The 22,635-nt window shown below is 60.2% G+C and carries 25 protein-coding genes; 21 read left to right on the top strand and 4 right to left on the bottom strand.

Annotation, left to right across the window (positions count from 1 at the left end):
* Positions 1 to 61 precede the first annotated feature (61 nt).
* From ACYU7Z_RS11475 to ACYU7Z_RS11540, 14 genes are all read left to right on the top strand, one after another.
* Positions 62 to 772 (top strand): hypothetical protein, encoded by a 711-nt coding sequence (locus ACYU7Z_RS11475; RefSeq protein WP_460570552.1) that lies wholly within the window; start codon positions 62 to 64, stop codon positions 770 to 772.
* 54 nt (positions 773 to 826) lie between these two features.
* Complete coding sequence (locus tag ACYU7Z_RS11480) at positions 827 to 1,480, top strand: alpha/beta fold hydrolase (protein WP_460570554.1); 654 nt, start codon at positions 827 to 829, stop codon at positions 1,478 to 1,480.
* A 380-nt stretch (positions 1,481 to 1,860) separates the two neighbouring features.
* Positions 1,861 to 2,325, top strand: a complete 465-nt coding sequence (gene tnpA, locus ACYU7Z_RS11485; protein WP_460570556.1) for an IS200/IS605 family transposase — start codon at positions 1,861 to 1,863, stop codon at positions 2,323 to 2,325.
* 992 nt (positions 2,326 to 3,317) lie between these two features.
* Positions 3,318 to 3,677 carry a hypothetical protein gene (locus ACYU7Z_RS11490; protein WP_460570558.1) on the top strand — a complete coding sequence of 120 codons (360 nt, stop codon included), beginning with the start codon at positions 3,318 to 3,320 and terminating at the stop codon, positions 3,675 to 3,677.
* Positions 3,678 to 3,707: 30 nt separating this feature from the next.
* Positions 3,708 to 4,499 (top strand): hypothetical protein, encoded by a 792-nt coding sequence (locus ACYU7Z_RS11495; RefSeq protein ID WP_460570560.1) that lies wholly within the window; start codon positions 3,708 to 3,710, stop codon positions 4,497 to 4,499.
* Between the two features lie 110 nt (positions 4,500 to 4,609).
* Positions 4,610 to 5,602 carry a WD40/YVTN/BNR-like repeat-containing protein gene (locus ACYU7Z_RS11500; RefSeq protein ID WP_460570562.1) on the top strand — a complete coding sequence of 331 codons (993 nt, stop codon included), beginning with the start codon at positions 4,610 to 4,612 and terminating at the stop codon, positions 5,600 to 5,602.
* Positions 5,603 to 5,635: 33 nt separating this feature from the next.
* Complete coding sequence (locus tag ACYU7Z_RS11505) at positions 5,636 to 6,610, top strand: WD40/YVTN/BNR-like repeat-containing protein (RefSeq protein ID WP_460570564.1); 975 nt, start codon at positions 5,636 to 5,638, stop codon at positions 6,608 to 6,610.
* 25 nt (positions 6,611 to 6,635) lie between these two features.
* Positions 6,636 to 7,403, top strand: coding sequence for a hypothetical protein (locus ACYU7Z_RS11510; RefSeq protein WP_460570566.1), 768 nt, complete (start codon positions 6,636 to 6,638; stop codon positions 7,401 to 7,403).
* Positions 7,404 to 7,502: 99 nt separating this feature from the next.
* Entirely contained in the window at positions 7,503 to 8,066 is a 564-nt protein-coding gene (locus tag ACYU7Z_RS11515) for a type II secretion system protein GspG (RefSeq protein ID WP_460570568.1), read from the top strand.
* A gap of 41 nt (positions 8,067 to 8,107) precedes the next feature.
* A complete protein-coding gene (locus tag ACYU7Z_RS11520; protein ID WP_460570570.1) occupies positions 8,108 to 8,374 on the top strand; it encodes a hypothetical protein in 267 nt (88 codons plus the stop codon).
* Positions 8,375 to 8,454: 80 nt separating this feature from the next.
* Positions 8,455 to 8,832 (top strand): hypothetical protein, encoded by a 378-nt coding sequence (locus ACYU7Z_RS11525; protein ID WP_460570571.1) that lies wholly within the window; start codon positions 8,455 to 8,457, stop codon positions 8,830 to 8,832.
* A gap of 250 nt (positions 8,833 to 9,082) precedes the next feature.
* Positions 9,083 to 9,877, top strand: a complete 795-nt coding sequence (locus tag ACYU7Z_RS11530; protein ID WP_460570573.1) for a class I SAM-dependent methyltransferase — start codon at positions 9,083 to 9,085, stop codon at positions 9,875 to 9,877.
* Between the two features lie 259 nt (positions 9,878 to 10,136).
* Positions 10,137 to 10,904, top strand: a complete 768-nt coding sequence (locus ACYU7Z_RS11535; protein WP_460570575.1) for a carboxylesterase family protein — start codon at positions 10,137 to 10,139, stop codon at positions 10,902 to 10,904.
* A 41-nt stretch (positions 10,905 to 10,945) separates the two neighbouring features.
* Positions 10,946 to 11,131 carry a Thivi_2564 family membrane protein gene (locus ACYU7Z_RS11540; RefSeq protein ID WP_460570577.1) on the top strand — a complete coding sequence of 62 codons (186 nt, stop codon included), beginning with the start codon at positions 10,946 to 10,948 and terminating at the stop codon, positions 11,129 to 11,131.
* 250 nt (positions 11,132 to 11,381) lie between these two features.
* Here the strand turns inward: ACYU7Z_RS11540 and uvrB are convergent, their stop codons facing one another.
* Positions 11,382 to 13,424 (bottom strand): excinuclease ABC subunit UvrB, encoded by a 2,043-nt coding sequence (gene uvrB, locus ACYU7Z_RS11545; RefSeq protein ID WP_460570579.1) that lies wholly within the window; start codon positions 13,422 to 13,424, stop codon positions 11,382 to 11,384.
* Positions 13,425 to 13,667: 243 nt separating this feature from the next.
* On the bottom strand, positions 13,668 to 14,669 hold the full coding sequence (gene recA / locus ACYU7Z_RS11550) for a recombinase RecA (RefSeq protein ID WP_460570581.1): 1,002 nt from the start codon (positions 14,667 to 14,669) through the stop codon (positions 13,668 to 13,670).
* 342 nt (positions 14,670 to 15,011) lie between these two features.
* On the opposite strand from recA, the gene ACYU7Z_RS11555 reads away from it, so the two are divergent.
* The 3 genes from ACYU7Z_RS11555 (at position 15,012) to ACYU7Z_RS11565 (ending at position 17,794) form a co-directional block, all read left to right on the top strand.
* Entirely contained in the window at positions 15,012 to 15,491 is a 480-nt protein-coding gene (locus ACYU7Z_RS11555; protein ID WP_460570583.1) for a DUF4920 domain-containing protein, read from the top strand.
* A gap of 254 nt (positions 15,492 to 15,745) precedes the next feature.
* A complete protein-coding gene (locus ACYU7Z_RS11560) occupies positions 15,746 to 16,126 on the top strand; it encodes a hypothetical protein (RefSeq protein WP_460570585.1) in 381 nt (126 codons plus the stop codon).
* Between the two features lie 123 nt (positions 16,127 to 16,249).
* Positions 16,250 to 17,794 (top strand): glycosyltransferase family 39 protein, encoded by a 1,545-nt coding sequence (locus ACYU7Z_RS11565; RefSeq protein WP_460570587.1) that lies wholly within the window; start codon positions 16,250 to 16,252, stop codon positions 17,792 to 17,794.
* A gap of 111 nt (positions 17,795 to 17,905) precedes the next feature.
* On the opposite strand, the gene ACYU7Z_RS11570 is transcribed toward ACYU7Z_RS11565, so the two are convergent.
* Positions 17,906 to 18,295: a GtrA family protein gene (locus ACYU7Z_RS11570; RefSeq protein WP_460570589.1), complete on the bottom strand. Its 390-nt coding sequence runs from the start codon at positions 18,293 to 18,295 to the stop codon at positions 17,906 to 17,908.
* Between the two features lie 162 nt (positions 18,296 to 18,457).
* Here ACYU7Z_RS11570 and ACYU7Z_RS11575 point away from each other — a divergent pair, with 162 nt between their 5' ends.
* Positions 18,458 to 18,586, top strand: a complete 129-nt coding sequence (locus ACYU7Z_RS11575; protein WP_460570591.1) for a hypothetical protein — start codon at positions 18,458 to 18,460, stop codon at positions 18,584 to 18,586.
* Positions 18,587 to 18,633: 47 nt separating this feature from the next.
* Here the strand turns inward: ACYU7Z_RS11575 and ACYU7Z_RS11580 are convergent, their stop codons facing one another.
* Entirely contained in the window at positions 18,634 to 20,274 is a 1,641-nt protein-coding gene (locus ACYU7Z_RS11580) for an ABC-F family ATP-binding cassette domain-containing protein (RefSeq protein WP_460570593.1), read from the bottom strand.
* A gap of 122 nt (positions 20,275 to 20,396) precedes the next feature.
* Between ACYU7Z_RS11580 and ACYU7Z_RS11585 the strand changes: the two genes are divergently transcribed.
* From ACYU7Z_RS11585 to kdsB, 3 genes are all read left to right on the top strand, one after another.
* Positions 20,397 to 20,600 carry a hypothetical protein gene (locus ACYU7Z_RS11585; protein WP_460570595.1) on the top strand — a complete coding sequence of 68 codons (204 nt, stop codon included), beginning with the start codon at positions 20,397 to 20,399 and terminating at the stop codon, positions 20,598 to 20,600.
* Between the two features lie 274 nt (positions 20,601 to 20,874).
* On the top strand, positions 20,875 to 21,699 hold the full coding sequence (locus ACYU7Z_RS11590; protein ID WP_460570597.1) for a sterol desaturase family protein: 825 nt from the start codon (positions 20,875 to 20,877) through the stop codon (positions 21,697 to 21,699).
* 182 nt (positions 21,700 to 21,881) lie between these two features.
* Positions 21,882 to 22,613 carry a 3-deoxy-manno-octulosonate cytidylyltransferase gene (gene kdsB, locus ACYU7Z_RS11595; protein WP_460570599.1) on the top strand — a complete coding sequence of 244 codons (732 nt, stop codon included), beginning with the start codon at positions 21,882 to 21,884 and terminating at the stop codon, positions 22,611 to 22,613.
* Positions 22,614 to 22,635: the final 22 nt, after the last annotated feature.

Below are 22,635 nucleotides of genomic sequence, written 5' to 3' on the forward strand. Positions count from 1 at the left end.
CAGGGCGGCAGGCATTTTCTTTTTCCGGGAAATTGCCTAAACTGCGCCCTCAATCAACTACATGCCCAACCGATTCCTGCTGGCCCTCCTGCTGCTGGCCGCCTCCTGCTCCCTGCCCAAGGGAAAATTGTCGTCGAACGAAGACCGTGGCATCAAGGAAGTGACCGGCACCTTCGGCGGCCGCTGCGAATATGGGTTCCGCACGAGCGCCGGCACGAGCGGCAAGAGCCACGCCTTCTGGATGAAGATCAGCGATTGTGCCGCGCTCGACCACGGCTACTTTCCGTCCAACCGCTACATGGCTTCGGGGGCGGCTTACCTTTTTTACAGCAAGCTCACGAACGAGCGCAGCAGCTACGACCGTGTTGACGTGGAGGTTCACCCCGCGGGCAAGGAGGCAGAGCAATTCAGCTTCCCGGTAACCGAGCTCGCCCAGGTAGATTCGGTGCTGCCCTTCGTGCAGGAAGTGGCTGGCCGCCTCCGCGAAAAGAAGTACGACGGCCTTGGCACCTATTTCCTCCAGGACAGCGTTGTTCTCGGCGTCTCCCGCGACTCGATGCTGGCGGAGCTGCGCCGGTATACCGAAGCACGGCGCTTCGACGAGTTTCAGCCGACGGGATACCGTTTTCTCACCCATCCCAACGGCGCCTATATGCTCGTTGTTTCGGGCCTGCTGCTGACCGACGGCGGCCAACCCGCTGCCTTCGCCGTAGCCGTGGCGCCCTCCGCGCATCCCCGCAAGGCGTATTTCGCCAACTTCGCTCTTTATTGACGCTGCGCTGCAAATGAGCGGGCGCCGCGTTCGCCCCTGCGCTTTCTTTGTGCCATGACCCTGTACTTCCTTTCCGGCCTCGGCGCCGACGAGCGCGTCTTCAGCCGCCTCGTGCTGCCGCCGGCATACCGGGTCGTACACCTCCCGTGGATCGCCAACGAGCCGGATGAGACCCTGCCGCGCTATGCCCTTCGCATGGCCGAGCGGATCGACCGCTCCGAGCCCTACGGCCTTGTGGGCCTTTCCTTCGGCGGGATGCTTGCCACGGAGATCGCCAAGACCTTCGAGCCATGGCGCACGGTGCTGATCTCGAGCGCCGCCACGCGCCGCGAGCTGCCGGCGCTCTTCCGGGCAGCCGGCCGCATCGGCCTCGCCCGCCTGGCGCCGCTGGCGCTTTTCAAGGTGCAGCACGCAGCCCTCGACTGGCTCTTCGGTGCCGGCGATCCCGACACCCGCGAACTCCTCCACGCCCTCATCAACGACTGCGACGCCCGCTTCAACAAATGGGCACTCGCGGCGCTTCTTTCCTGGCACAACAGCACGGTGCCGCCCTCCGTCCGCCGCATCCATGGCACCGCCGACCGCGTGCTTCCGCCGCGGCGCCTCGAAGATGCCTATTGGATCCGCGGCGGCGGCCACCTCGCGGTGTTTACGCAGGCCGCGGCCGTCAGCGCTGCCCTGGTGCAGTGTTTGGAAGAAGATCATTAGGCACCGGTTCTATTCGTGCCCGAACAGCAACCCTTCCTTACGAATAATCCGGTTGGGTTGCCCGGAATGCCCAACACAAAACGGACGCATCCCGAAGGGATGCCCGCCTGGTTCCCTGCCCACCCTATGTCGATTTTACTCCCATTGCTTCAAGTGAGGGAAAGCGCAACATCAATGACAATACGCATCCCATAGGGATGCCCGCTTGGTAGCCTATTTGGGCATCATTGGTTTTCGCATCCCGAAGGGATGCACGTTTGGTGGGCGCCACGGGATACAACGACGCCTTGTTAAAAACAGCAGCCGATCCCGTGAAAAATCCCGCAAAATCCTGTTGGATTTCCCATGGCCGCGGGCGCCGGCTTTTCCAACTTGCACCCATGGCGAACACCTTCCTGCAAATCCATGTGCACATCGTGATGGCGGTGAAATACCGCGCATCGTTGATCCTTCCGTCGTACAAAGACAGGCTGCACCAATACCTGATCGGCATCTTCCACAACCACGGGCACCGCGTGCTGGCGATCAACAGCATGCCCGACCATATACATATCCTGTTTGGCTACGACCCCAAGGAACCGTTACCCACGCTGATGCAACAGGTAAAACGCGACAGTTCCCTTTGGATCAACCAGCAGGGATTCCTAGGGCAGCGCTTTGCCTGGCAGGAAGGCTACGGAGCCTTTGCGGTCTGTAAGCGTCACCTCGACGTGGTGATCCGCTACATCGCCAACCAGGAGCAGCATCACCTGGGCAAAAACCTTGTGGACGAATACGGAACGATCCTCGATGCGGAAGGCCTGGACTACCTGCCCGAACGGATCTTTCACCTGCCCTTGGAATAATGGTCGTAGCCCGGTACAGTGGTCGGTTGCATCCCTTCGGGATGCGAAAAATTTCATCGCCCAAACGGGCTACCAAGCGGGCATCCCCTTGGGATGCGCGGTTTCTTATTGACGCCACGTTGGGCGGAACGTTGCACCGGGACGACTAATATGACGCAACGTCGTCATGCCCCTATTCTCCGAAACGGCATCCCTTCGGGATGCGCCATCGTCGTTGCCCCGCCTACCAAACGGGCATCCCTTTGGGATGCATGGAAGGATATTGATGCTTTCAGTGGGCGAATGACGGGCGGCGATCAAGACCACATCGACGACTACACCCCGAAGCCGTGGCATTCTGCCGGGATGCCGCGTGGCCGTACGGATTACGGCCTTCTCCCATCACCTGCGATGCCCGGCTTGGCCAGCTACACCCCTGATACCAATACGCATCCCACAGGGATGCCCGCTTGACACCACGGATTACGGCCTTGTTCCATCCCGAGGATGCCCGGCTTAGCCGGCTAAAGCCCAAATGACAATACGCATCCCACAGGGATGCCCGCTTGGCACTTGGATTACAGCCTTGTCGCATCACCTGCTATGCCCGCCTTGGCCGGCCAATGTCCTGATAACAATACGCATCCCACAGGGATGCCCGCTTGGCACTTGGATTACAGCCCTGTCGCATCACCTGCTATGCCCGCCTTGGCCGGCCAATGTCCTGATAACAATACGCATCCCACAGGGATGCACGCTTGGTAGCCCCCGGATGCCGAACAAAAAGCCCAACGCATCCCGAAGGGATGCACGTTTGGGTTGCCCGCCGACCAACGTCGATTTACGCCGGATGATGCAATCAAGGGATACCGCTACATTAACGCCAATTAGCATCCCAAAGGGATGCCCGCTTGGCAACTGCCCCGGGCCATCAAATTATCTCATCGGGACGGGATGCCCGCATGGTAAAAAGCAAAACATCTTTGGCGGCCCGGTTGTTACTTCGAAACGCAATGAGCTCCTTTCTCCTCGCCCTGTCGTACCGCGTGTTTCGCAACCCCTTTGCCGGCTGGGCGCTGCTGGCCCTGACGATCATGCTGCTGCTGACGGCGCTGCTCAAATGTTTTTGCTGGATCGCGCTCCCCGGCGCGCTCCGTCCCGATACGCTCCGGGGCTTCTTCCAGCTCGCGCCCTTCAGCGCCATCCCGCTCGCCGTGTACTTCGGACTGGCACAGTTCCGCTGGCAGCAAACCTTCGCCGCCCGCCACCCCGTGATGCGCTGGACAACGGTCCGCAGCCTGCTGGCGATGGCGCTATGGCTGCTGCTGCTCCTCGGGTTGTTCCGGTTCAACCTGGCCGTCTTCCCGCACTGATACGAACGGAAACCTCTGTACCTTGACGACATGCGCCAGCCCCTTTTCGCCACCCTTATTATTCTGGCTGCCTGTGGCCCGCAGCCGAAGCCGGTGGCCCCGTCCGCGAACAACAGCGCTGAGCGCCGTATACAGCTTGATTCAAAGGGCACCCAAGCTCCCGACAGCACGCATACAGCAAGGCCCGGAGAGCCATGCCCCGGACGCGACGGCCCCGCTCCCGACATAATCCTCAGCTCCACCGCCGACATCCGCGCCCGGGTTCCACCCCTGCACCTTGATAGCGCGGGGCTTCTCAATGTGCCGCGCGACACGACACATGGATACTTCGTCGTGCGTCCCTTTATCGACAGCGTGCTGGCAAAGGCAAAGCTGCGCAGCTTCCTTAAGCCCCGCGAGGAACGGCTCTCGTGGCTAGGAATGAACCACGAATTATATCTTTCCAAGAACGACGACTTCCCCGTGCCGGGCGCCGCGGCCGTACAGAAATTAGGCAACTGCGGGCTCCTGCGCTTTGCGGACAGCTCCTATGCGTTCTTCTTTACCGTACTCTATGGCGGAGGGAGCGAGCGGGGGCCCTACCTGCTCTTCTTCGACAAAAAGGACCACTACCGCGATGGCTTCGAATGTGCAGCCCACCTGGGTAACCGGCATGGCGCCACCCGGCTGGAAACCCGGTACCTGTGTAATGGCCGCTTTCACGCCTCCATCGACGACTGGGCCGAAATGGAAAACCCGAATGGCCACCACGTTTCTGCCGGCCTGAAATGGAACGGGCAACAGCTCGTGGCCGATGGTTACCGGGTAACGGCGATGAAATAGGCCTGCTGCGCGGCAACCCGGAAAGACGACTGGCTGGCCGCGAACTCACCCGATTATACCCCATGCGCCGTGGAAGAAACTTCGTAACATCGGTGTTCCAAAACATGACCATGTCCCTGCGTACCCTCGCTTCGGCGCTCCTGGTGCCGCTTTTGCTCGCCGCCTGCTCCCACCCACCTGCGCCCGAACCAAGTAATCCGCAGATGCCGCAGTCGCCGCCCGACCGAGACAGCCTTATCGCCGGCATCCGCAAACTGAATTGCCCCGACGCCAGCATCTACGGTATTTATTTCGCCGATACCCTCACCGGCTACTGCGGCGGGCAAACCGGTGTTTTCCGCACAACCAACGGAGGCCAGAGCTGGACCTCCATCTTCGCCATGCCCGGCGGCTCGCGCCTCAATCACATCAAGGGATGGGGCGACCGCGTGACCTTCACCCTCGACGGCATCGCCACCGGCAGCAACCTGTACTCCACGCGCAACGGCAGCGCTGTGCATACCAGCAGCTACGCGCCGCTGCCCAACCAGCTCGGACTGTTCTTTTCCGATATCGCCTTCGTAAGCGCCGACACGGCCCTCATCGCTTCCGATTACCATATCTGGCGCTCCACCGACGGCGGCGTCACGGCCAGCCTGCTCTATAATGCCGGAACCCGCAGCACCACGGAGCTGCTTTCGTTCGTCAACAGCCGCACGGGCTGGTGCATGCGCTTCGGCTACCTGTACCGCACCGACGACGGCGGCCAAACCTGGGCGCCCCGCTTCTCCTGGGGCGACCTCTGCGGCGGGCTGCAGTTCCTCAATGCCAACACAGGCTACTTCGCCAGCGGCACCCACCTGTACCGCAGCAACGACGGCGCACAAACCGCCACGCTCCTCGAAAATTTCGGCTCGGCCACCTACCCCAGCGACCTGCATTTCTTCGACGAGCTCAGGGGCTTCGTACTCGTGGGCGGCAACCTTTGGTATACCGGCAACGGCTGCCAGACCTGGACGCTCGCGGCGCATATGGCCAGCGGCTACCTCAATCGACTTTATTTCACCGATGAACACAACGGATGGGTCGGCGGCGACAGCACCCTGCTCCGCGTTCGCCTCTAACCAACCTCCATCCCGGATACAACTTCGTACAGCATGAACCGCAGAATCTTCCAGCCGGCGCTCCTTGCCGCAGCTACCATTGCACTGTCCGCCTGCTCGCATAACGGCTCCGGCAACAACTCCGAGCTTCCCGATCCGCCCGATACACTTTCCGCCGCCTGCAGCATCCTCGACACGCCCGCAGGCAGCGACGAGCTGACCCACCTGGTCTTCACCGACTCGCTCCACGGCTACCTCACGTCTACGCGCATCTACAAAACCAGCGACGGCTGCCGCAGCTGGACGATGCTCTATAACAACAGCGACACCGGCAGCTACGCCGCCCTCGGCGCCCGTGGCAGCAAGGCAACCTTCATCGACTACGGCCCCGATCACCAGTTCTGGAACGGCGCACAGCTGCAAAAAACGGATCACAACACGGCCCACGGGCTTCCCGGCTTCCGCGACCTGTGCTACGCCTCCGCCGACACCGTATTTCTCGCCAGCGGGCGCTACGTATGGCGCTCCACTGACGGCGGTGCTACCGTCGATACCGTGTACAACTTTATCGCCTCTGCGCCTGGGGGCGTATCGCTTTATTTCCAGGACGGTTATCACGGCTGGATCAACCGCGACGGGCAACTATACCGCAGCACCGACGGCGGCGCCAGCTGGTCGCCCCGGGTTCAGTTCGACAACGAGGCCGGGCCGATACAATTCCTCAACGACAACCTGGGCTTCATGGCCGATCGCTTCGGCACGCTTTACCGCACTACCGATGGCGGGGCGACCGCGGAGCTGCTTAGTTACAGTAACCTCGGCGTGCGTGCCCTCCACTTCTTCGATGCCCAGAACGGACTGTGGCTCGATGCCAGCCGGCTGCGCCGGACCACCGACGGCGGCCATACCTGGCAAAACGTGATCGCCCTTGGCGGCTATCATCATTTTATGGAGGATATGTCTTTTACAGATGCCCACAACGGATGGGTACTGATATCCGACCGACGCCTCGTTCGGGTGCGGCTGTAACCGAAAACGGCAAAACGAGAAAACCATGCGCCTGCCGGTCTTCCTCCTGCTGCTTCCCCTCTTCGCGCACGCGCAGCCGCCGCTTACCTACATCAGCAGGTTGCGCGACGATATTGGCCACGACAACTGTTGTACACTCACCCAGGTGCTGCAGCTGTACCGCGACAGCAGCTTCCGCTACTACCAGCTTAACAACCAGGGCGACTATACCACCGAGGGCCTCGCCGCGGGCCGCTACCATGCCGAAGGAGGCGTGCTGCGCTTCGACTCGGAGCACGACAGCTCGTACCAATACCGCTACGCGGCTCCCTTTCACCAGGCATTGCGCCCGCTCCGCGGTGGCGGCCTCCGCGGTACCGCCGCCCAGCCGTTTATCGCCGGCGGGCTCGTCGATACACTCACCTGGCAGCGCATCGACTGGCGCCGGATCGATTCGCTCGAGTTGAATTATTGGCCCTGGTGCGACAGCGTCGCGGGGTACCGCCATATTTGGATCAGTGCCTCCGGCGAGCTGCGTTACCGCTTCGAATCCAGCAACGGCAACGCGCATACCAGTACACGCCAATTGGGTCCGGCCACGGTGGTTGCACTGCGCAACCTGCTGGCCAACGAGCCGCTTTTCGAAGCGCCGCGCAACCCCGAAGACCTGTGCAATCCATCGGCAAACCTGCTGCTAAGCATCGGTGGACGCCGGTACCGATTAGGTAACCAGGCGCTGTCGCCCACGTTCCTGGCGCGCCTGTTCTCATTGCTGGCGCTGCCACCCGCTTCCGGCAAGGCGGGCGAACACTGATCTACGCGTGAGAGCAACGATGCAGGCCGCCGCAGCAAGCCGCTCACCCGATTTTCACCCCCGGCCTCTCGGCCGCATTTCGTAGCATCGCCTTCCGATATGAACCCGTACTATTACCCCCGTCCTGCCCCCAGGCCACCCTACCTGCTGGGGCTCCTGTGCCTGATCCCGCTCGTCGGCGCATTCGTTGGTGCCGGGCTGATTCTCGTGAGCATCATCACCTACAAAGACAAATGGCTTGCGCTGATCGGCATCGGCGGCATCCTGTTCAGCGTGCTGATCTACGGCGGCCTCTTCTGGGCGGGCACCCACGCGAAGGTGTTCAAACAGGGCTTCGCGCAACTGTCGCAGATGGAGCTGAACCGGCTGCTGAAGGATGTGGAGTTTTACAAGCTGGAGCACGGCGAATACCCCGAGAGTCTTGCCGCGCTGAAAGAAGACGATTCGCTCGTTACGGCCAACGACCCGGTGCACTTTACCCGCCTTGCCGAGTTCCGCTACGAGCGGATCGGTGATAAGTACAAAGTCTTTTCGGCCGGCGACGACGGCGTGGACGGTACGACCGACGATATCTATCCATCGCTGCCCATCCGGGACAGCTCGCGGATCGGGTTGCTGCGGCCGGCGGGCTACCGGGCTGTCCGGTTCGGCTCATCGGAGTAATTGTCCGCGGCCCTGTCGTGCGCAGGTGGCAGGCGGCTTCCATGACGCGCAATCCCACCATGAATAGTAAAACAGGGGGCCTTAATGTTAAGGAGGCCATCTTCAACATTGCGGGAGGGGTCTGCAATGTTGATTTTGTCAAAATGAATGTTGCAGGTGGCTTCTCCAACATTCATTTTGGCAACGTGAATGTTGCTGTGGCCGTCGTGAATATTCATGCCGCCCCTTTGCGTCTTAAGAGTGCTAAAATGAACGTTGCGGGTGGCGCCCTGAATGTTCAGGAGGGCAGGCCCAATGTTGATTTTTGAAATTACCGTATTTACCTACCGTATTTCTACGTTGTGCGCAATGGCCGGGCTTCTTAGATTAGCCGTCTAAAATCATGTTTATGGCAAACACAAACCCTCGTATTCCTATTCCGCAGGATCCGAAAGGGCTGCTGGCACTGGCCGGCAGCGTGAACGCCCAACACACGCAGCTGGGCGCCGCTTCTCCCTTACACGCGATGGAAGATTTCAACTGGAGCACGGTGCTCCCCGACCTGCAACGGGCCAGCAGCCTCCAGGACGAGATCGCCGAGCTGGAGCGCAAGCTCGAAACCCTCTACGGCGAGCGCAACCGCTACCTGCCGGCCATCAAGGGGGCCGTCACCAGCAGCCGCAACCTGCTGAAAGGCGTGTACGCAAAAAATCTCAAGAAACTCGGCGACTTCGGCTTCACCGTGGATCATACGCCGAAGGCGAAGAAGAAAACGGTTAACGGGTAAGGGTCAAGGCCGGGTGAGAGCCCGGCTTTTTTTTGTCAATTTTTTCCGGTGCCCCGGGTTGCACCCGCTGCTACAGGCAGGCCGTCCCGCAGGGGTGGTACGCATACTGCGTCCAACAATTCCCTTGCATCGCCCCCTTTTCCGGCCGGCGGCTTAACGCAGGCGCTTGCAAGCTTTCCCTCATTAGCAGACTACCACATTAGCAGACTTCCATATTAGCAGACTCCCCCGATCGCTGTACCTTACTGGTATGTCCCAATACATCATCGCCGGCGGCGCCTCCGGCAAGGAGCGGCTCGCCCTCCTGGGCCGCATCCTCAACGAGGGAACACTGGCGTTATTGCAGCGCCTGCAGCCCGGGCCGGTAGCCCGCTTCCTCGACCTGGGCTGCGGCGGCGGATCGGTTTCCATCGCGGTGGCGGCAAGCGGCTATGCGCGGGACGTGATGGCTGTCGATTTCGATGAAAGCGTACTCGCGCTTGCGCGGAAAGATGCGCTGGATGCGGGCCTGCAAAACGTAACCTTTGCCCAGGGCGATGCAACGGCGTTCACCAGCACGGATACATACGATGTGGGCTATGCGCGTTTCCTACTCTCGCACATGAGTGACGCGGCGCCCGTTCTCCACAACCTCGTAAGGGCCGTCAAACCGGGTGGCCTTGTGCTCGTGGAAGACGTCGATTTCTCCGGCCACTATTGCCACCCCGCCAACACGGCCTTCGCGCGCTACGTGGAATGGTACGAGCTCGCCGCGCGGCACAACGGGCAGGATCCGCGTATCGGCCTGCGGCTTTTTGAATTGCTTTCCGGTTCCGGCCTCAGCGATGTGGATTTCGACGTCGTGCAACCGGTCTTCCACGAAGGCCCCGGCAAATGGATGGCCCTGTATACACTCGAAAAGATCGGCGCCACGTTGCAGCAACAGCGGCTGATCAGCGAAGACGAATTGCAGGCAACGCTCGCCGAACTGAAAGCCTTCACCGAAGACCCCCGCTCGATCATCAGTATGCCCCGCATATTCAGGGCCTGGGGGCGCATTCGGTAATTGAAGGTGGCCGCAAGCGGCCACGTCGCGCTACGATACAACGGCACGACGGCACGAAGAAATACAGGATGTTTGATGCCTCTCATTCGTCGTGTCTTCGTGCCGTCGCGCCATCGTGAAGGGGCGCCAGCCCGTAGCCGCGCCTGCGCGGCTTTTCTTTTACGTATCCGCATCAACGCGAAAAGTTGTCGTGGGGTTGGAAAGAAAAGCCTTCTCCGGTGCCGGGTTTCTACGGAACTTGAAGGCAAAATGTTTTCCCATGATTTGGAATCGGCTTTTGCTCCTGCTGCTTTTCTGTAGTGCGTTCCTCGGCGCTGAGGCCCAGCCGCCGCGCTTCAGCCGGCAGCTCTTTGTTTCCGATAAGGGCGACACGCTCCGCTACCGCATGCTCGAGCCCGATTACAACAAGGGGCGCCGCTTCCCGCTGGTCGTGTTTCTCCACGGCTCCGGCGAGCGGGGCAGCGACAACGACGCCCAGCTCAAATGGGGCGTTAGCGCGTTTGCTTCCGACGAGAACATGAGCCAGTATCCCGCCTACGTCATCGCGCCGCAGTGCCCGGCGGGCCAGCAATGGGGCAACTTCAGCAACTTCGGCGATGTGCAGGCATCCCGCCTTGCGCCCACGCCCACGCGGCCGATGGAGCTCGTGCTGGCACTCGTGCGCAAGCTGAGCGCGCAGGGTATCATCGATACAACGCGCATCTACATCACCGGCATTTCGATGGGCGGCATCGGCACCTTCGACGCGCTGCAGCGCTACCCGAAACTATTCGCAGCCGCGGTCCCCGTTTGCGGCGGCGGCGACCTCTCGGGCGCGCCTGGCTTCGCCCGTGTTCCGATCTGGATCTACCACGGCGCCGAAGACCCCGCGGTGCTGCCCGACTACTCCCTGCAAATGGTGCAGGCCCTCGTAAAAGCCGGCGCACACCCGGGCTTTACGCTGCTCCCCGAAGTGGGTCACTTCTCCTGGATCGCCGCCTACAACGACCGGATGTTGCTGCAGTGGCTTTTCCGGCAGCACAAATGACCCGGGCGCGCTCTTTGCATCAGCCCAGGCAAAAGCCAATCATGTCATCGCTTATTCATGTCGTTATCGTTCTGGTTGTCGCGGGTCTACTTCTCTGGCTCATCAACCGGTTCATCCCGATGCAGTCCATGATCAAGATGCTTCTCAACCTCGTAGTGGTCATCGTCATTATCCTGTGGCTCCTGAAGGTCTTCGGCATCTGGGGCGGCGGCCATGTAAACCTGTAAGCCATAGGCTGCAGTAGTAGCGAGCTTTGGCCCATCCGGGAAAACAACGCCAGCTGCTGTCGAGCCGGCACCTGCCCGGCAACGGGCCCTATCGCCGTTATGCCAGCGACCCTCCCTTTATCCGGGTGCACGAAAGCGTGCCTGCCCTGGCGCCAGGTGCGCCGCCGCGCATCGCGCAACTACAAACCCCAAACCACAAATTACAAACTCTTCCCACTTCCTCCCTGTCACGCCGAGCGCAGTCGAAGCGTTACTTCACCTTCATCCCATCGAGCTTCTTCTGCAGCGCGAACATTTCGTCGCGGAGGCGGGCGGCTTCCATGAAGTCCATTTCGCGGGCGGCCTTTTCCATTTCCTTTTTCGTTTTGTTGATGGCCTTTTCCATGAGCGGGATGGTGGCGTATTCTTCGGCGTCCTCGGCAGCGGATGCGGGGCGCGTGGAGATCTCGGGCATCGCCAGCGGTGAGTTCTCGTCGTAGCCCTTGATGTCGAGCACGGAGGTCTGCGCCATCACCTGCTCGATCGACTTGCGCACCGTGGTGGGCGTGATGCCATGCGCCGTGTTGTAGGCGACCTGCTTCTCGCGGCGGCGGTTTGTTTCGTCGATCGTGCGCTGCATCGATTCGGTGATGGAGTCGGCATAGAAGATCACGAGGCCCTCGGAGTTCCGCGCGGCGCGGCCTGCCGTCTGGGTGAGCGAGCGCTCGTTGCGGAGAAAGCCTTCCTTGTCGGCGTCTAGGATCGCTACGAGTGATACCTCGGGCAGGTCGAGGCCTTCGCGGAGCAGGTTCACACCCACCAGCACGTCGATGGTGCCGAGGCGCAGCTGCCGCAGGATCTCGATGCGCTCGAGCGTATCCACATCGGAGTGAATGTAGCGGCTCTTGATATCGATCTTGGCGAGGTACTTATCCATCTCCTCGGCCATGCGTTTCGTCAGCGTTGTTACGAGCACGCGGTCGCCCTTCTTCACGCGCAGGTCGATCTCCTCCAGGAGGTCATCGATCTGGTTCACGCTGGGGCGTATCTCGATGGGAGGCTCCAGCAGCCCCGTGGGACGCACCACCTGCTCCACCACCACGCCACCGGTTTGCTCGAGCTCGTAGTCGCCGGGGGTGGCGCTCACGTACACCACCTGGTTGATCAGGTTTTCGAATTCGTGGAAGTTGAGCGGGCGGTTGTCGAGCGCCGAGGGCAGGCGGAAGCCGAAGTCGACGAGCGTCAGCTTGCGGCTGCGGTCGCCGCCGTACATGCCGCTCACCTGCGGGATTGTCTGGTGGCTTTCGTCGATCATGCACACGAAGTCTTTCGGGAAGTAGTCGAGCAGGCAGAACGGCCTTGTGCCGGGGCGGCGGCGGTCGAAGAAGCGCGAGTAGTTTTCGATGCCGTTACAGAAGCCCAGCTCGCGGATCATCTCGAGGTCGTATTCCACGCGCTCCTTGATGCGCTGTGCCTCGATGAACTTGCCCACGCTCTTGAAGTACTCGGTCTGCGCGGCGAGCTCGTCCTGGATTTCGTAAATGACGTCGCGCATGATGTCCTTCGGCGCCACGTACAGGTTGGCGGGGAAGATGGCGCAGTTGTCGAAGGATCCGATGCGCTTGGAGCTTTGCACGTCGATCGATTCGATGGTCTCGATCTCGTCGCCGAAGAAGGTGATGCGGTAGCCGACGTCGAGGTAGGGCAGGTTGATATCGACGGTATCGCCCTTCACGCGGAAGGTGCCGCGGGTAAAGTCGACGGTGGTGCGGCTATAGAGCGAGGAAACGAGGTCGTGGAGGAAGCTCTGGCGGCTCTTGCGCTCGCCCTTGGCTATGCGGATGATGCCGCTTTCGTAGTCGGTGGGGTTACCCATACCGTAGATGCAGCTTACGGAAGCGACCACAATGATGTCGCGGCGCCCCGACAGCAGCGAGGTGGTGGCGCGCAGGCGCAGCTTGTCGAGCTCCTCGTTGATGTTGAGGTCTTTCTCGATATAGGTATCCGTCGTCGGGAGGTAGGCCTCGGGCTGGTAGTAATCATAGTAGCTCACGAAGTACTCCACGGCGTTGTCGGGGAAGAACTGCTTGAACTCGCCATAGAGCTGGGCCACAAGGGTCTTGTTGTGGGTCAGCACCAGCGTCGGCCGCTGCACGTTCTGGATCACGTTGGCCATCGTGAAGGTCTTGCCGGATCCGGTAACGCCAAGCAGCACCTGGTGGCGCTCGCCTTGCTGGATGCCTTCGGTTAGCTGGCGGATAGCGGTGGGCTGGTCGCCGGCGGGCTGGTAGGGAGATTGGAGTTGAAAGGGCATATCGAAACAAGTTATGAAGTCGGCCGTCGACAAGCTCAGGCTGACATGATGAAGTCGGAAGTAAAGTTCCGAAAGGGCATTTCCCTGGGAAGAGAAAGAACGCAGATTCTATAAGATCTCTATGATTTGATAAGATGTACTGGAAGGTATGTCTGCGCCAATCTTAAGAATCATAATAAATCTGCGTTCTTTCTCTAAAAAAAGTCCCGCCAGAGGCGGGACCAGATTTATCAGGAGCAATGCTTAGGCATTCTGCATTTCCTTGATCTTCTCGCGGATCTTGCCTTCGATCTCGTCGGCAAGTGCCGGGTTGTCCTTGAGGAGGCCTTTGACGCCCTCGCGGCCCTGACCGAGCTTGTCGTTGTTGTAGGAGAACCAGCTGCCGCTTTTCTGCACGATACCCATTTCCACACCCATATCGAGGATCTCGCCGATCTTGGAGATACCCTCACCAAACACGAGGTCGAATTCGGCTACGCGGAACGGGGGCGCTACCTTGTTCTTCACCACTTTCACCTTCACGCGGTTACCGATAGCCTCTTCGCCGTCCTTGATCTGGGTCATGCGGCGGATGTCGAGGCGTACGGAAGCGTAGAACTTGAGGGCGTTACCGCCGGTGGTGGTTTCGGGGTTGCCGAACATCACGCCGATCTTCTCACGAAGCTGGTTGATGAAGATGCAGATGGTGTTCGTTTTGGAGATGGTGGCGGTGAGCTTACGCAGGGCCTGCGACATCAGTCGGGCCTGCAGACCCATCTTGGAGTCGCCCATTTCGCCTTCCAGCTCGCCTTTCGGTACGAGGGCGGCCACGGAGTCGATCACGACCACGTCGAGGGCGCCGGAGAGGATGAGACGGTCGGCGATCTCGAGGGCCTGCTCGCCGTAGTCGGGCTGGGAGATAAGGAGGTTGTCGATGTCCACACCCAGCTTTTGTGCATAAGCCGAGTCGAAGGCGTGCTCGGCGTCGATAATGGCGCACATGCCGCCTTTCTTCTGGGCCTCGGCAATGACGTGGGTGGCGACGGTCGTCTTACCCGACGATTCCGGTCCGTAGATTTCGATCACCCGGCCCTTCGGGAGGCCGCCGATACCCAGGGCCGCGTCGAGGCCGATGGAACCGGTGGAAATGACTTCCTGGGTCTGCTCACCACGCTCATTCATCATCATTACGCTGCCCTTACCAAAATCCTTGTCGATTTTGTCCATGGTAAGTTTCAGCGCCTTTAATTTTTCAGCATTTGACATTGTCGTACGTATTTGTAGTGTTAGTGAAACAGGCCTTTGAATGAGCACCCATCGCGGCCGGTTCCGGGATTGATTAATTGCATGTAAAGCTAATGATTTTAGCAAAATAAACGCTGTTTTTTTCCTCCTTTTTTACCCAAAAAAAGGTGAAAGAAACCGGTGTGAAAAACACCTGATTTTGCCGGGAAAAACAGCGCCCGATCATGTAGTAATGTGGTGATGTGGTAATGTGGTAATTAGGATCCCAACTTCGGTTACGGCCTCGGGTCAGCGCAGATCCGGGATCGCGCGATCCGAGATCTGAGATCGCTTCCTTATCTTTACTTTCGAAATAACTGCAATATGAAAAAGATCCTCTTTGCCCTCTTCCTGCTTTCCGGTCTTGCCGGCGCCGCCCAGGAATCCAACGAGCCCGCCGCTGCCGCCAAGGGTGTTAGCTACGGACAACCCGGCGCCACCGATGCGCCCGCGGTATCGATCGACAAGCTCGACGCCAGCATGCCCGATGGCCAGGCCTATACCGGCGTTATCCAGGGCAAGGTGAAGGAAGTATGCCAGACGATGGGTTGCTGGATGAAGCTCGAGCGCGCCGACGGCAGCACCACCATGGTGAAGATGAAAGACCACGCCTTCTTCCTCCCCAAGAATATCGTTGGCCACACCGTACAGGTTTCCGGCACCGCCGAAGTGAAGGAAGAAACCGAAGCCAAGCGCAAGCACTACGCCGAAGACGCCGGCAAGAGCAAAACCGAGATCGCCAAGATCAAGGGCGCTGCCAAAGAGATCCAGATCCAGGCTACCGGTGTAACCGTCATGGATTAAGATTCGTAAGGAAAAAGGTTTCCACCGCGAAGAAAGAAGAGAATAGGCGTTCCGCTAAGAATACAATGTCCCGCATCAGCGGGACATTTTCTTTGTATATCGGTACAGCTTTGCGTACAGCCTTCTTTTCTTATTCTCTTCGCGGTTCAAAAACCCACCAACCTTCCAAACCCTTCCAAAACCTTTCAAAACCTTCTTCTCAAAACCTTCCAGAACCCTCAAAACCTCTCAAAACCTTTTTGTACCTTGTTGTTATGTCCCTCACCCGGACCATAACACGCCCCGCGGTCGACTTCGAGGTCGACACCGACCTGCTCGAAGAGCGCACCGCCGTGGTGCACTGCCGCCTCACCATTCCCTGCCTGCTCCGTATTTCGCGGCACACCTGGCTGGTTCAGGACGATGGACTCCACCGCTCGCTCGTAGCCGCCTACGGCATCGTACAGGCCCCCGCCTGGGACTTCGTCAGCCCCGACCATTGCTTCACCCTTGTGTTTGAAGGCCTGTCGCCCTCCTGCCGCCACTTCGACCTCGTGGAAGACATCGAGGAGCCCTATCCCTTTCATTTCCCCGCCATCTCGCGCAACCGCAGCGATGTGTATCATCTGGAGTATCCGAACTTCCCGTTGGAGTGAGCCGCGACGACCCATCCCCCGGCCCCTTCCCTAAGGGAAGGGGAGTGCGACCACTATTGTCGTTAACTATCCGGTTGCATTGCCGATTCACGATTGCCGATTCCCGAATCCTACCTTCGCCGCATGGCCTCCACCCCGAATTACCGCCGCCGCCTGGTTCTGCTGCTCCTGGCCACTTCCCTGCTCCGGCTGCTGCTGGCCGCCTCTTTCGGCCTGGGCAACGACGAAGTATACTACTGGACCTACGCACAGCACCTGCAGTGGAACTATTTCGATCACCCGCCGCTCGTGGCCCTCTGGATCCGCCTATTTACCGCGAACGGGCTCCTGGAATTCAACGAGCTGTTTGTGCGCCTCGGCTCCATCGTGAGTTGCGTCATTGCAAGCGCGCTGCTGTTTCATACCGTACGCCGCCTCTACTCCGAGCGCGCAGGCTGGATCGCCGCGGTGCTGTACCAGGCATCGATCTACGCGGGTATCATCGCGGGGCTGTTCATCCTCCCCGACTCGCCGCAGATGCTCTTCTGGTGCGCCGCCCTTTGGTTTGGCGTCCGCATCCACGACAACCCGCGCCGCTGGGGGCCCTGGATCGGCTTCGGCATCATGGCCGGCCTGAGCATTCTCGGCAAGGTGCACGGCGTGTTCCTTTGGTTCGGAACCGGTCTCTACATTCTTTTTCGCCAGCGCGCCTGGCTGCGCCGCCCGCAGCTCTATGTGGCCGCGCTGCTTACGGCCGCCCTGGCCAGCCCGATCTTCTTCTGGAACAAGCGCAACGACTTCATCACCTGGCGCTTTCACAGCGAGCGGGTGGAGTTAAAGCAATGGGCCTTTAACGGCCCTGGACTGCTCCGCGAGCTCGGCGGGCAGCTGCTGTACAACAACCCCGTGATCGTTGTGCTCCTGGCCATTGCCCTTGTAGCCCTCGCGCGCCGCCGCTGGACGCTGCCGCCCGCCGCCCGCCTCCTGGCCTGGATCGGGTTGCCGATGATCGCCGTACTGGTCGCCATCTCACTGCTCCGCGACACGCTGCCCCATTGGAGCGGCCCTGGCTATGTTACGCTGCTGCCGCTCGCTGCGATCTGGCTGGCCGGGAAGCCGCTGGCAATAAGCCGCAGGTGGCTCCGCGGCGCGGGCGCCTTTGTGCTGCTGCTGGTTGCGGCCGCGTCGGCGCTGACGTTTGCGTACCCGGGCACCATGGGCTCGCAGGACCGCGGCTACTATGGCTGGGGCGACTTTACCCTCGACCTCTCCGGCTGGCGCGAGGCAGGCCCCGCCTTTGCGCAGCTCTATTACCGCGAAAAAGGAAGCACGATGCCCTACGGCGCGCCGGTTGTGGTGCACAAGTGGTTCCCGGGCGCCCACGAAGACTACTACTTCGCCGCACCCAACGAGATTCCCGTGCTCGCCCTCGGCGACCTCTACGACCTGCATCACTATGCCTGGCTCAACCGCTGGCGCCTCCACGATATCGACCCTACGAAAGCCTGGTGTATCGTGCCGTCCAACGATCCTTTCGATCCGCGTGCCCAGTTCGCCGCCTGGTATACCCGCGCCGACTCCGTTACCACGATCGTGCAGGAGCGCGGAGGAAAGCCCGCCCGGTATTTCTCGGTGTGGAAGCTGAGTGGCTGGAAAAAGGGAGCGGTGATCCCGGTGCAGCGGAACTGACCTCATCCCCGGCCCTTCTCCGTCCGGAGAAGGGAGTGGACCTGCCATCAACAAAATCCCGATGTTTTCAACATCGGGATTTTTCGTTCCCCTCTCCGTACCGGAGAGGGGTTAGGGGTGAGGCCGGAACGTGAAGTACGCGTTCGCCGCATAATTCCAAAAGAACACCAGGACGATCGCGATGGCCTTGCTGAGGTAGAAATTAAGCTTGCGGTGATTCAGCGCATACACGATACCGGTATTGAGCAGCAGGCCGATCAGCGACACGCCGATAAAGCGTACCAACTGTCCCTGCACATCGGGGGCATGCGAGCCGAAGGTCCACACCCGGTTGAGGAGGAAATTGAGTACCACGGCGCAGCTGAAGCCAAGGGCGTTGGCCACGTAGCGGTTGATACGCGCCTTTTCCTTGAAGAAATACGTAACGCCGAAATCGACGACCATGCCCAGCAGACCAACGAGGCCGAACTTGAAGAGACGGAGCAGGTGCTGGAAGATCATGAGGGCACAAAAGTAAGCCCTGTACCACTGCAAGAACCGCTGTTGCAAGCGCCGGATCATAGTAAGTACTTAGTGGCGCTATGGCAAAAGCCCGATTCTGCGAAAGTCGTGCGGGAGAGCCGGCCCGGTCCCTTAACTTTAGCGGAGCCAAACTTACCTACTATGACGTTGCTTGCGATGAACGGCCTGGAGTCCGCGATGGTGCTCCTGTTCGTGCTAAATCTTTCGTTGCTGCTGCTGATCGAGCTGGTGCACGAAGCACCACCCATCGGCAACGGCGCCAATGCATAAAAAAATCCCCTCGGTTGAGGGGATTTTTTTTATCGTTCGGAAGTGGCTCAGGCCGGCACGGCGCTGCCGTACATTTCGGCACGGAGCTCTTTCACGCGCTTGTCTTCCATGTATTCGTCGAAGGTCATGAGGCGGTCGATGATGCCGTTGGGCGTCAGCTCGATTACGCGGTTGGCCACGGTCTGCAGGAATGTGTGGTCATGCGAGGTGAGCAGCACGATGCCGGGGTAGGTCTGGCAGCCTTCGTTGAAGCTCTGGATGCTTTCCAGGTCCAGGTGGTTGGTGGGCTGGTCGAGCATGATCAGGTTGGGGTTCTGCAGCATCATCCGCGAGATCATGCAGCGTACCTTCTCACCACCCGACAGCACGTTGGTCTTCTTCTGGATGTCGTCGCCGTTGAACAGCATCTTACCCAGGAAGCCGCGCAGGAAGGGCTCGTCGGCGTCGGTCACGTGCGGCGGCACGTACTGGCGGAGCCACTCCAGCAGGGTCAGTCCTTCGGTAAAGAACTCGTTGTTCTCCACCGGCAGGTATGCCTTGGTGATGGTGGTGCCCCACTCGTACTTTCCGCCCTCGGCGGCGCGGAGGCCATTGATGATTTCGTAGAAGACGGTAACGGCTGAAGGGTCGCGGCTGAGGATGGCGATCTTCTCGCCCTTGTTGACGGAGAAGGTCACCTTGTCGAAGAGCTTACGTCCGTCCATCGAGGCCCTCAGGCCTTCGACGTTGAGGATCTGGTTGCCCACCTCGCGCAGCGGCTGGAAGATAATGCCCGGGTAGCGGCGGTTCGACGGCTCGATCTCCTCAATGTTGAGCTTCTCGAGGGCCTTCTTCCGCGAAGTGGCCTGCTTCGACTTAGATGCGTTGGCCGAGAAGCGGGCGATGAACTCGATGAGCGCCTGGCGCTTGTCTTCGGTCTTCTTGTTCTTGTCGGAAAGCTGGCGGGCCATCAGCTGCGAGCTCTCGTACCAGAAGGTATAGTTACCGGTAAATACTTTGATCTTGGAGCGGTCGACATCGGCCACGTGCGTACACACGGCGTCGAGGAAGTGACGGTCGTGGGAAACGACAAGCACCACGTTCTCGTAGTCGGCCAGGAAGTTTTCCAGCCAGCCGATCGTTTCGATGTCGAGACCGTTGGTCGGTTCGTCGAGCAGCAGGATGTCGGGGTTGCCGAAGAGGGCCTGCGCCAGCAGCACGCGCACCTTCATGTTGGAAGGAATATCCTTCATGAGGCTCTGGTGGAAGTTTTCCTTCACGCCCAGCTCGTTGAGGAAGGTAGCAGCGTCGCTTTCGGCAGTATAGCCGCCCATCTCGCCAAACTCAGCCTCAAGCTCGGACGCTTTCATGTAATCGTCCTCGGTGGCTTCGGGATCGGCGTAGATGGCGTCCTTCTCGTGCATAACCTTCCACATTTTCTCGTGGCCCATCAGCACGGTATTGAGCACCGTAACCTCGTCGAAGGCAAACTGGTTCTGCTTCAGCACGGCCATGCGCTCGCCGGGAGTGATGTCGATCTTACCCTTGTTGGGCTCGATTTCGCCGGAAAGGATCTTCAGGAAAGTTGACTTACCGGCACCGTTGGCACCGATGACGCCGTAGCAATTGCCCTTGGTGAAGGTGATGTTCACTTCGTCGAACAGCACGCGCTTGCCAAAGGAGAGGGAGACGTTATTAACACTGATCATAAGGGCCGCAAAGGTACGTTTTTTAAGCCCTGCCCGGGGGCCTCCTTTCGTTAAGGAATCCCCTTTTTTCGCCCGAATGGCAAAGTAGTTGCACTATAGCCGGAACACAAATGCGACTAACCATGAAACGTACCCTCCCCAAGCTCCTCCTGGGCTGTCTCCTCTTAACGGCCTGCAGCAAATCCGGCGCCTTCAGCGACCGCAGCAGCGAAGGCCTCGGCGCCCGCGCCCGCGTCAGCGCAACCAGCAACCTGGAGCCACCGCCGGCACCGATGCCCGCCGATACCCTCGAGCTCGATTCGCTGCATCACCCGGGCACGAACTAGGTGACTGTCGCCTTCGGCTGCGCTCGCCCGACGCCAAAGCTTTGGGCGACGGCGTCAGGCTGACAGTTGGGCTATTCCCCTAAAGTGGCTCCGGTAAGAGTCTGCCGCTGTCATGCTGAGCGCAGTCCCCCTTCGACTTTACTCAGGGTGACAGGGAAGCTCACTATCATAGTGAGCGCAGTCCCCTTCGACTTTGCTCAGGGTGACAGGGAAGCTCACTGTCATGGTGAGCGCAGTCGAACCATGACGCTTCACGATTTCGTACCTTAGGGCTATGTGGCAAGCGATACTGGATCACTTCAGCGACCTCGAAAAGCGACCGCTCGAGCGCCTCGCCCTGCTGGTTGGCGGGCTGCTCCTCTTCTGGATCATCGAAGGGGCGATCCCGCTGCTGCAGCCGCAGTACAAGCGCGGAAAGCTGCGGCATGCCGGTGTCAACTTCGGCTTCACGCTGATTCACCTCGTTATTCACACGGGTCTCGCCGTGGTCATCGTGCTGCTCAGCGACTGGTGCAGGCGCAGCGGCTTTGGCCTTGTATACTGGACCGGCGCCGGGGTGCTGGCTACGTTGGTTCTTTCCTTTCTCGTGCTCGATTTTTTCGGCGGCTGGCTCGTGCACATCACCGAGCATAAACTGGCGCTGCTGTGGCGCTTTCACATCGTGCACCATGCCGACAACAACGTCGACGTGACCACGGGCCTGCGGCACCACCCGATCGAAAGCGTACTCCGCGGCCTTTTCTTCTTCGCGGGCATCCTCGTATCCGGCGCGCCGATGTGGGCCGTGATGGTCTTCCAGACGCTTCTCGTGCTCTCCACCGCCTTCACCCACGCAAACATCTCGCTGCCCCGCTGGCTCGACAAGGCCCTCAGCTACGTTTTTGTGTCGCCCAACATGCACAAGGTGCACCACCACTGGCAGCAACCCTATACCGATTCCAACTACGGCGCCGTGCTCTCCATCTGGGACCGCCTCCTCGGCACCTACCGCCGGCTCGATCCCAAAGACATCCGCTACGGCCTCGACCGCTATTACCCGAATGAAGAGGACGAGAATTTCGGGATGCTGATGAAGCGGCCGTTTGGACGGCTGGAATAGTCTGCTGGTCTGCTGCGAGATCCCGGCGCATACGCCGGGATGACGGTCGCTAAAGGAGTATGATCAAGGTGCGGCCAGGTGCATACCCGTTGATCCGGTAATTGCCGCGGCCGCACTTCATTTTACCCCGCTGCCCGCCCCGTCATCCCGATCGCCTGCGATCGGGATCTTACCTTCGCGCCATGAAGGTCATCGCCGTTCTCCCCGCCCGCTATAACGCCAGCCGCTTTCCCGGCAAGCTGATGCAGCTGCTGGGCAACAAGACCGTTATCCGCCGCACCTACGAGGCGGCGCTGGATTCGGGCCTCTTCGACGAGGTGCTCGTGGCCACCGACTCCGACGTCATCCGCGCGGAAGTGGAAAGCTTCGGCGGCGCCGTGGCGATGACCCGCGCCGACCACGAAAGCGGCACCGACCGCATCGCCGAGGCCGTTGCCGCCCGCAATGTGGACATCGTGGTAAACGTGCAGGGCGACACGCCCTTCATCAACAAAAAAGCATTGCAGCAGCTGCTCGCGCTTTTCGACGACGCTTCGGTACAGGTCGCCTCGCTGATGGATCGCATCCACGACGAATCCGACCTGCATAATCCCAACGTGGTGAAGGTGGTTACCGACCTGCGCGGCAACTCGCTGCTCTTCAGCCGAAGCCTGCTGCCTTTTCCGCGCGCAGCTGATATCGACATCCCGCACTACCGCCACATCGGCGTTTATGCCTTCCGCAAAACGGCGCTGCTGCAGTTCACGCAATGGCCCGTCACACCGCTCGAGGCCGCCGAGAAGATCGAATGCCTCCGCTTCCTCGAGCACGGCATCCCGCTGCGCATGGCGCTGACCGAACCCATCGGCGTCGACATCAACACACCCGAAGACCTCGAGCGGGCCGTCCGCAGCCTCGGGGCTCCCGACAAATAGATCGCTATTCTTGGTGGGTTTG

The sequence above is a fragment of the Flaviaestuariibacter terrae genome (assembly GCF_054777635.1).

Excerpts from the sequence above, each read along its gene's own strand:
- ACYU7Z_RS11475 (WP_460570552.1), top strand. The coding sequence starts at position 62 with ATGCCCAACCGATTCCTGCTGGCCCTCCTGCTGCTGGCCGCCTCCTGC.
- ACYU7Z_RS11480 (WP_460570554.1), top strand. The coding sequence starts at position 827 with ATGACCCTGTACTTCCTTTCCGGCCTCGGCGCCGACGAGCGCGTCTTC.
- tnpA (WP_460570556.1), top strand. The coding sequence starts at position 1,861 with ATGGCGAACACCTTCCTGCAAATCCATGTGCACATCGTGATGGCGGTG.
- ACYU7Z_RS11490 (WP_460570558.1), top strand. The coding sequence starts at position 3,318 with ATGAGCTCCTTTCTCCTCGCCCTGTCGTACCGCGTGTTTCGCAACCCC.
- ACYU7Z_RS11495 (WP_460570560.1), top strand. The coding sequence starts at position 3,708 with ATGCGCCAGCCCCTTTTCGCCACCCTTATTATTCTGGCTGCCTGTGGC.
- ACYU7Z_RS11500 (WP_460570562.1), top strand. The coding sequence starts at position 4,610 with ATGTCCCTGCGTACCCTCGCTTCGGCGCTCCTGGTGCCGCTTTTGCTC.
- ACYU7Z_RS11505 (WP_460570564.1), top strand. The coding sequence starts at position 5,636 with ATGAACCGCAGAATCTTCCAGCCGGCGCTCCTTGCCGCAGCTACCATT.
- ACYU7Z_RS11510 (WP_460570566.1), top strand. The coding sequence starts at position 6,636 with ATGCGCCTGCCGGTCTTCCTCCTGCTGCTTCCCCTCTTCGCGCACGCG.
- ACYU7Z_RS11515 (WP_460570568.1), top strand. The coding sequence starts at position 7,503 with ATGAACCCGTACTATTACCCCCGTCCTGCCCCCAGGCCACCCTACCTG.
- ACYU7Z_RS11520 (WP_460570570.1), top strand. The coding sequence starts at position 8,108 with ATGACGCGCAATCCCACCATGAATAGTAAAACAGGGGGCCTTAATGTT.
- ACYU7Z_RS11525 (WP_460570571.1), top strand. The coding sequence starts at position 8,455 with ATGGCAAACACAAACCCTCGTATTCCTATTCCGCAGGATCCGAAAGGG.
- ACYU7Z_RS11530 (WP_460570573.1), top strand. The coding sequence starts at position 9,083 with ATGTCCCAATACATCATCGCCGGCGGCGCCTCCGGCAAGGAGCGGCTC.
- ACYU7Z_RS11535 (WP_460570575.1), top strand. The coding sequence starts at position 10,137 with ATGATTTGGAATCGGCTTTTGCTCCTGCTGCTTTTCTGTAGTGCGTTC.
- ACYU7Z_RS11540 (WP_460570577.1), top strand. The coding sequence starts at position 10,946 with ATGTCATCGCTTATTCATGTCGTTATCGTTCTGGTTGTCGCGGGTCTA.
- uvrB (WP_460570579.1), bottom strand. The coding sequence starts at position 13,424 with ATGCCCTTTCAACTCCAATCTCCCTACCAGCCCGCCGGCGACCAGCCC.
- recA (WP_460570581.1), bottom strand. The coding sequence starts at position 14,669 with ATGTCAAATGCTGAAAAATTAAAGGCGCTGAAACTTACCATGGACAAA.
- ACYU7Z_RS11555 (WP_460570583.1), top strand. The coding sequence starts at position 15,012 with ATGAAAAAGATCCTCTTTGCCCTCTTCCTGCTTTCCGGTCTTGCCGGC.
- ACYU7Z_RS11560 (WP_460570585.1), top strand. The coding sequence starts at position 15,746 with ATGTCCCTCACCCGGACCATAACACGCCCCGCGGTCGACTTCGAGGTC.
- ACYU7Z_RS11565 (WP_460570587.1), top strand. The coding sequence starts at position 16,250 with ATGGCCTCCACCCCGAATTACCGCCGCCGCCTGGTTCTGCTGCTCCTG.
- ACYU7Z_RS11570 (WP_460570589.1), bottom strand. The coding sequence starts at position 18,295 with ATGATCTTCCAGCACCTGCTCCGTCTCTTCAAGTTCGGCCTCGTTGGT.
- ACYU7Z_RS11575 (WP_460570591.1), top strand. The coding sequence starts at position 18,458 with ATGACGTTGCTTGCGATGAACGGCCTGGAGTCCGCGATGGTGCTCCTG.
- ACYU7Z_RS11580 (WP_460570593.1), bottom strand. The coding sequence starts at position 20,274 with ATGATCAGTGTTAATAACGTCTCCCTCTCCTTTGGCAAGCGCGTGCTG.
- ACYU7Z_RS11585 (WP_460570595.1), top strand. The coding sequence starts at position 20,397 with ATGAAACGTACCCTCCCCAAGCTCCTCCTGGGCTGTCTCCTCTTAACG.
- ACYU7Z_RS11590 (WP_460570597.1), top strand. The coding sequence starts at position 20,875 with ATGTGGCAAGCGATACTGGATCACTTCAGCGACCTCGAAAAGCGACCG.
- kdsB (WP_460570599.1), top strand. The coding sequence starts at position 21,882 with ATGAAGGTCATCGCCGTTCTCCCCGCCCGCTATAACGCCAGCCGCTTT.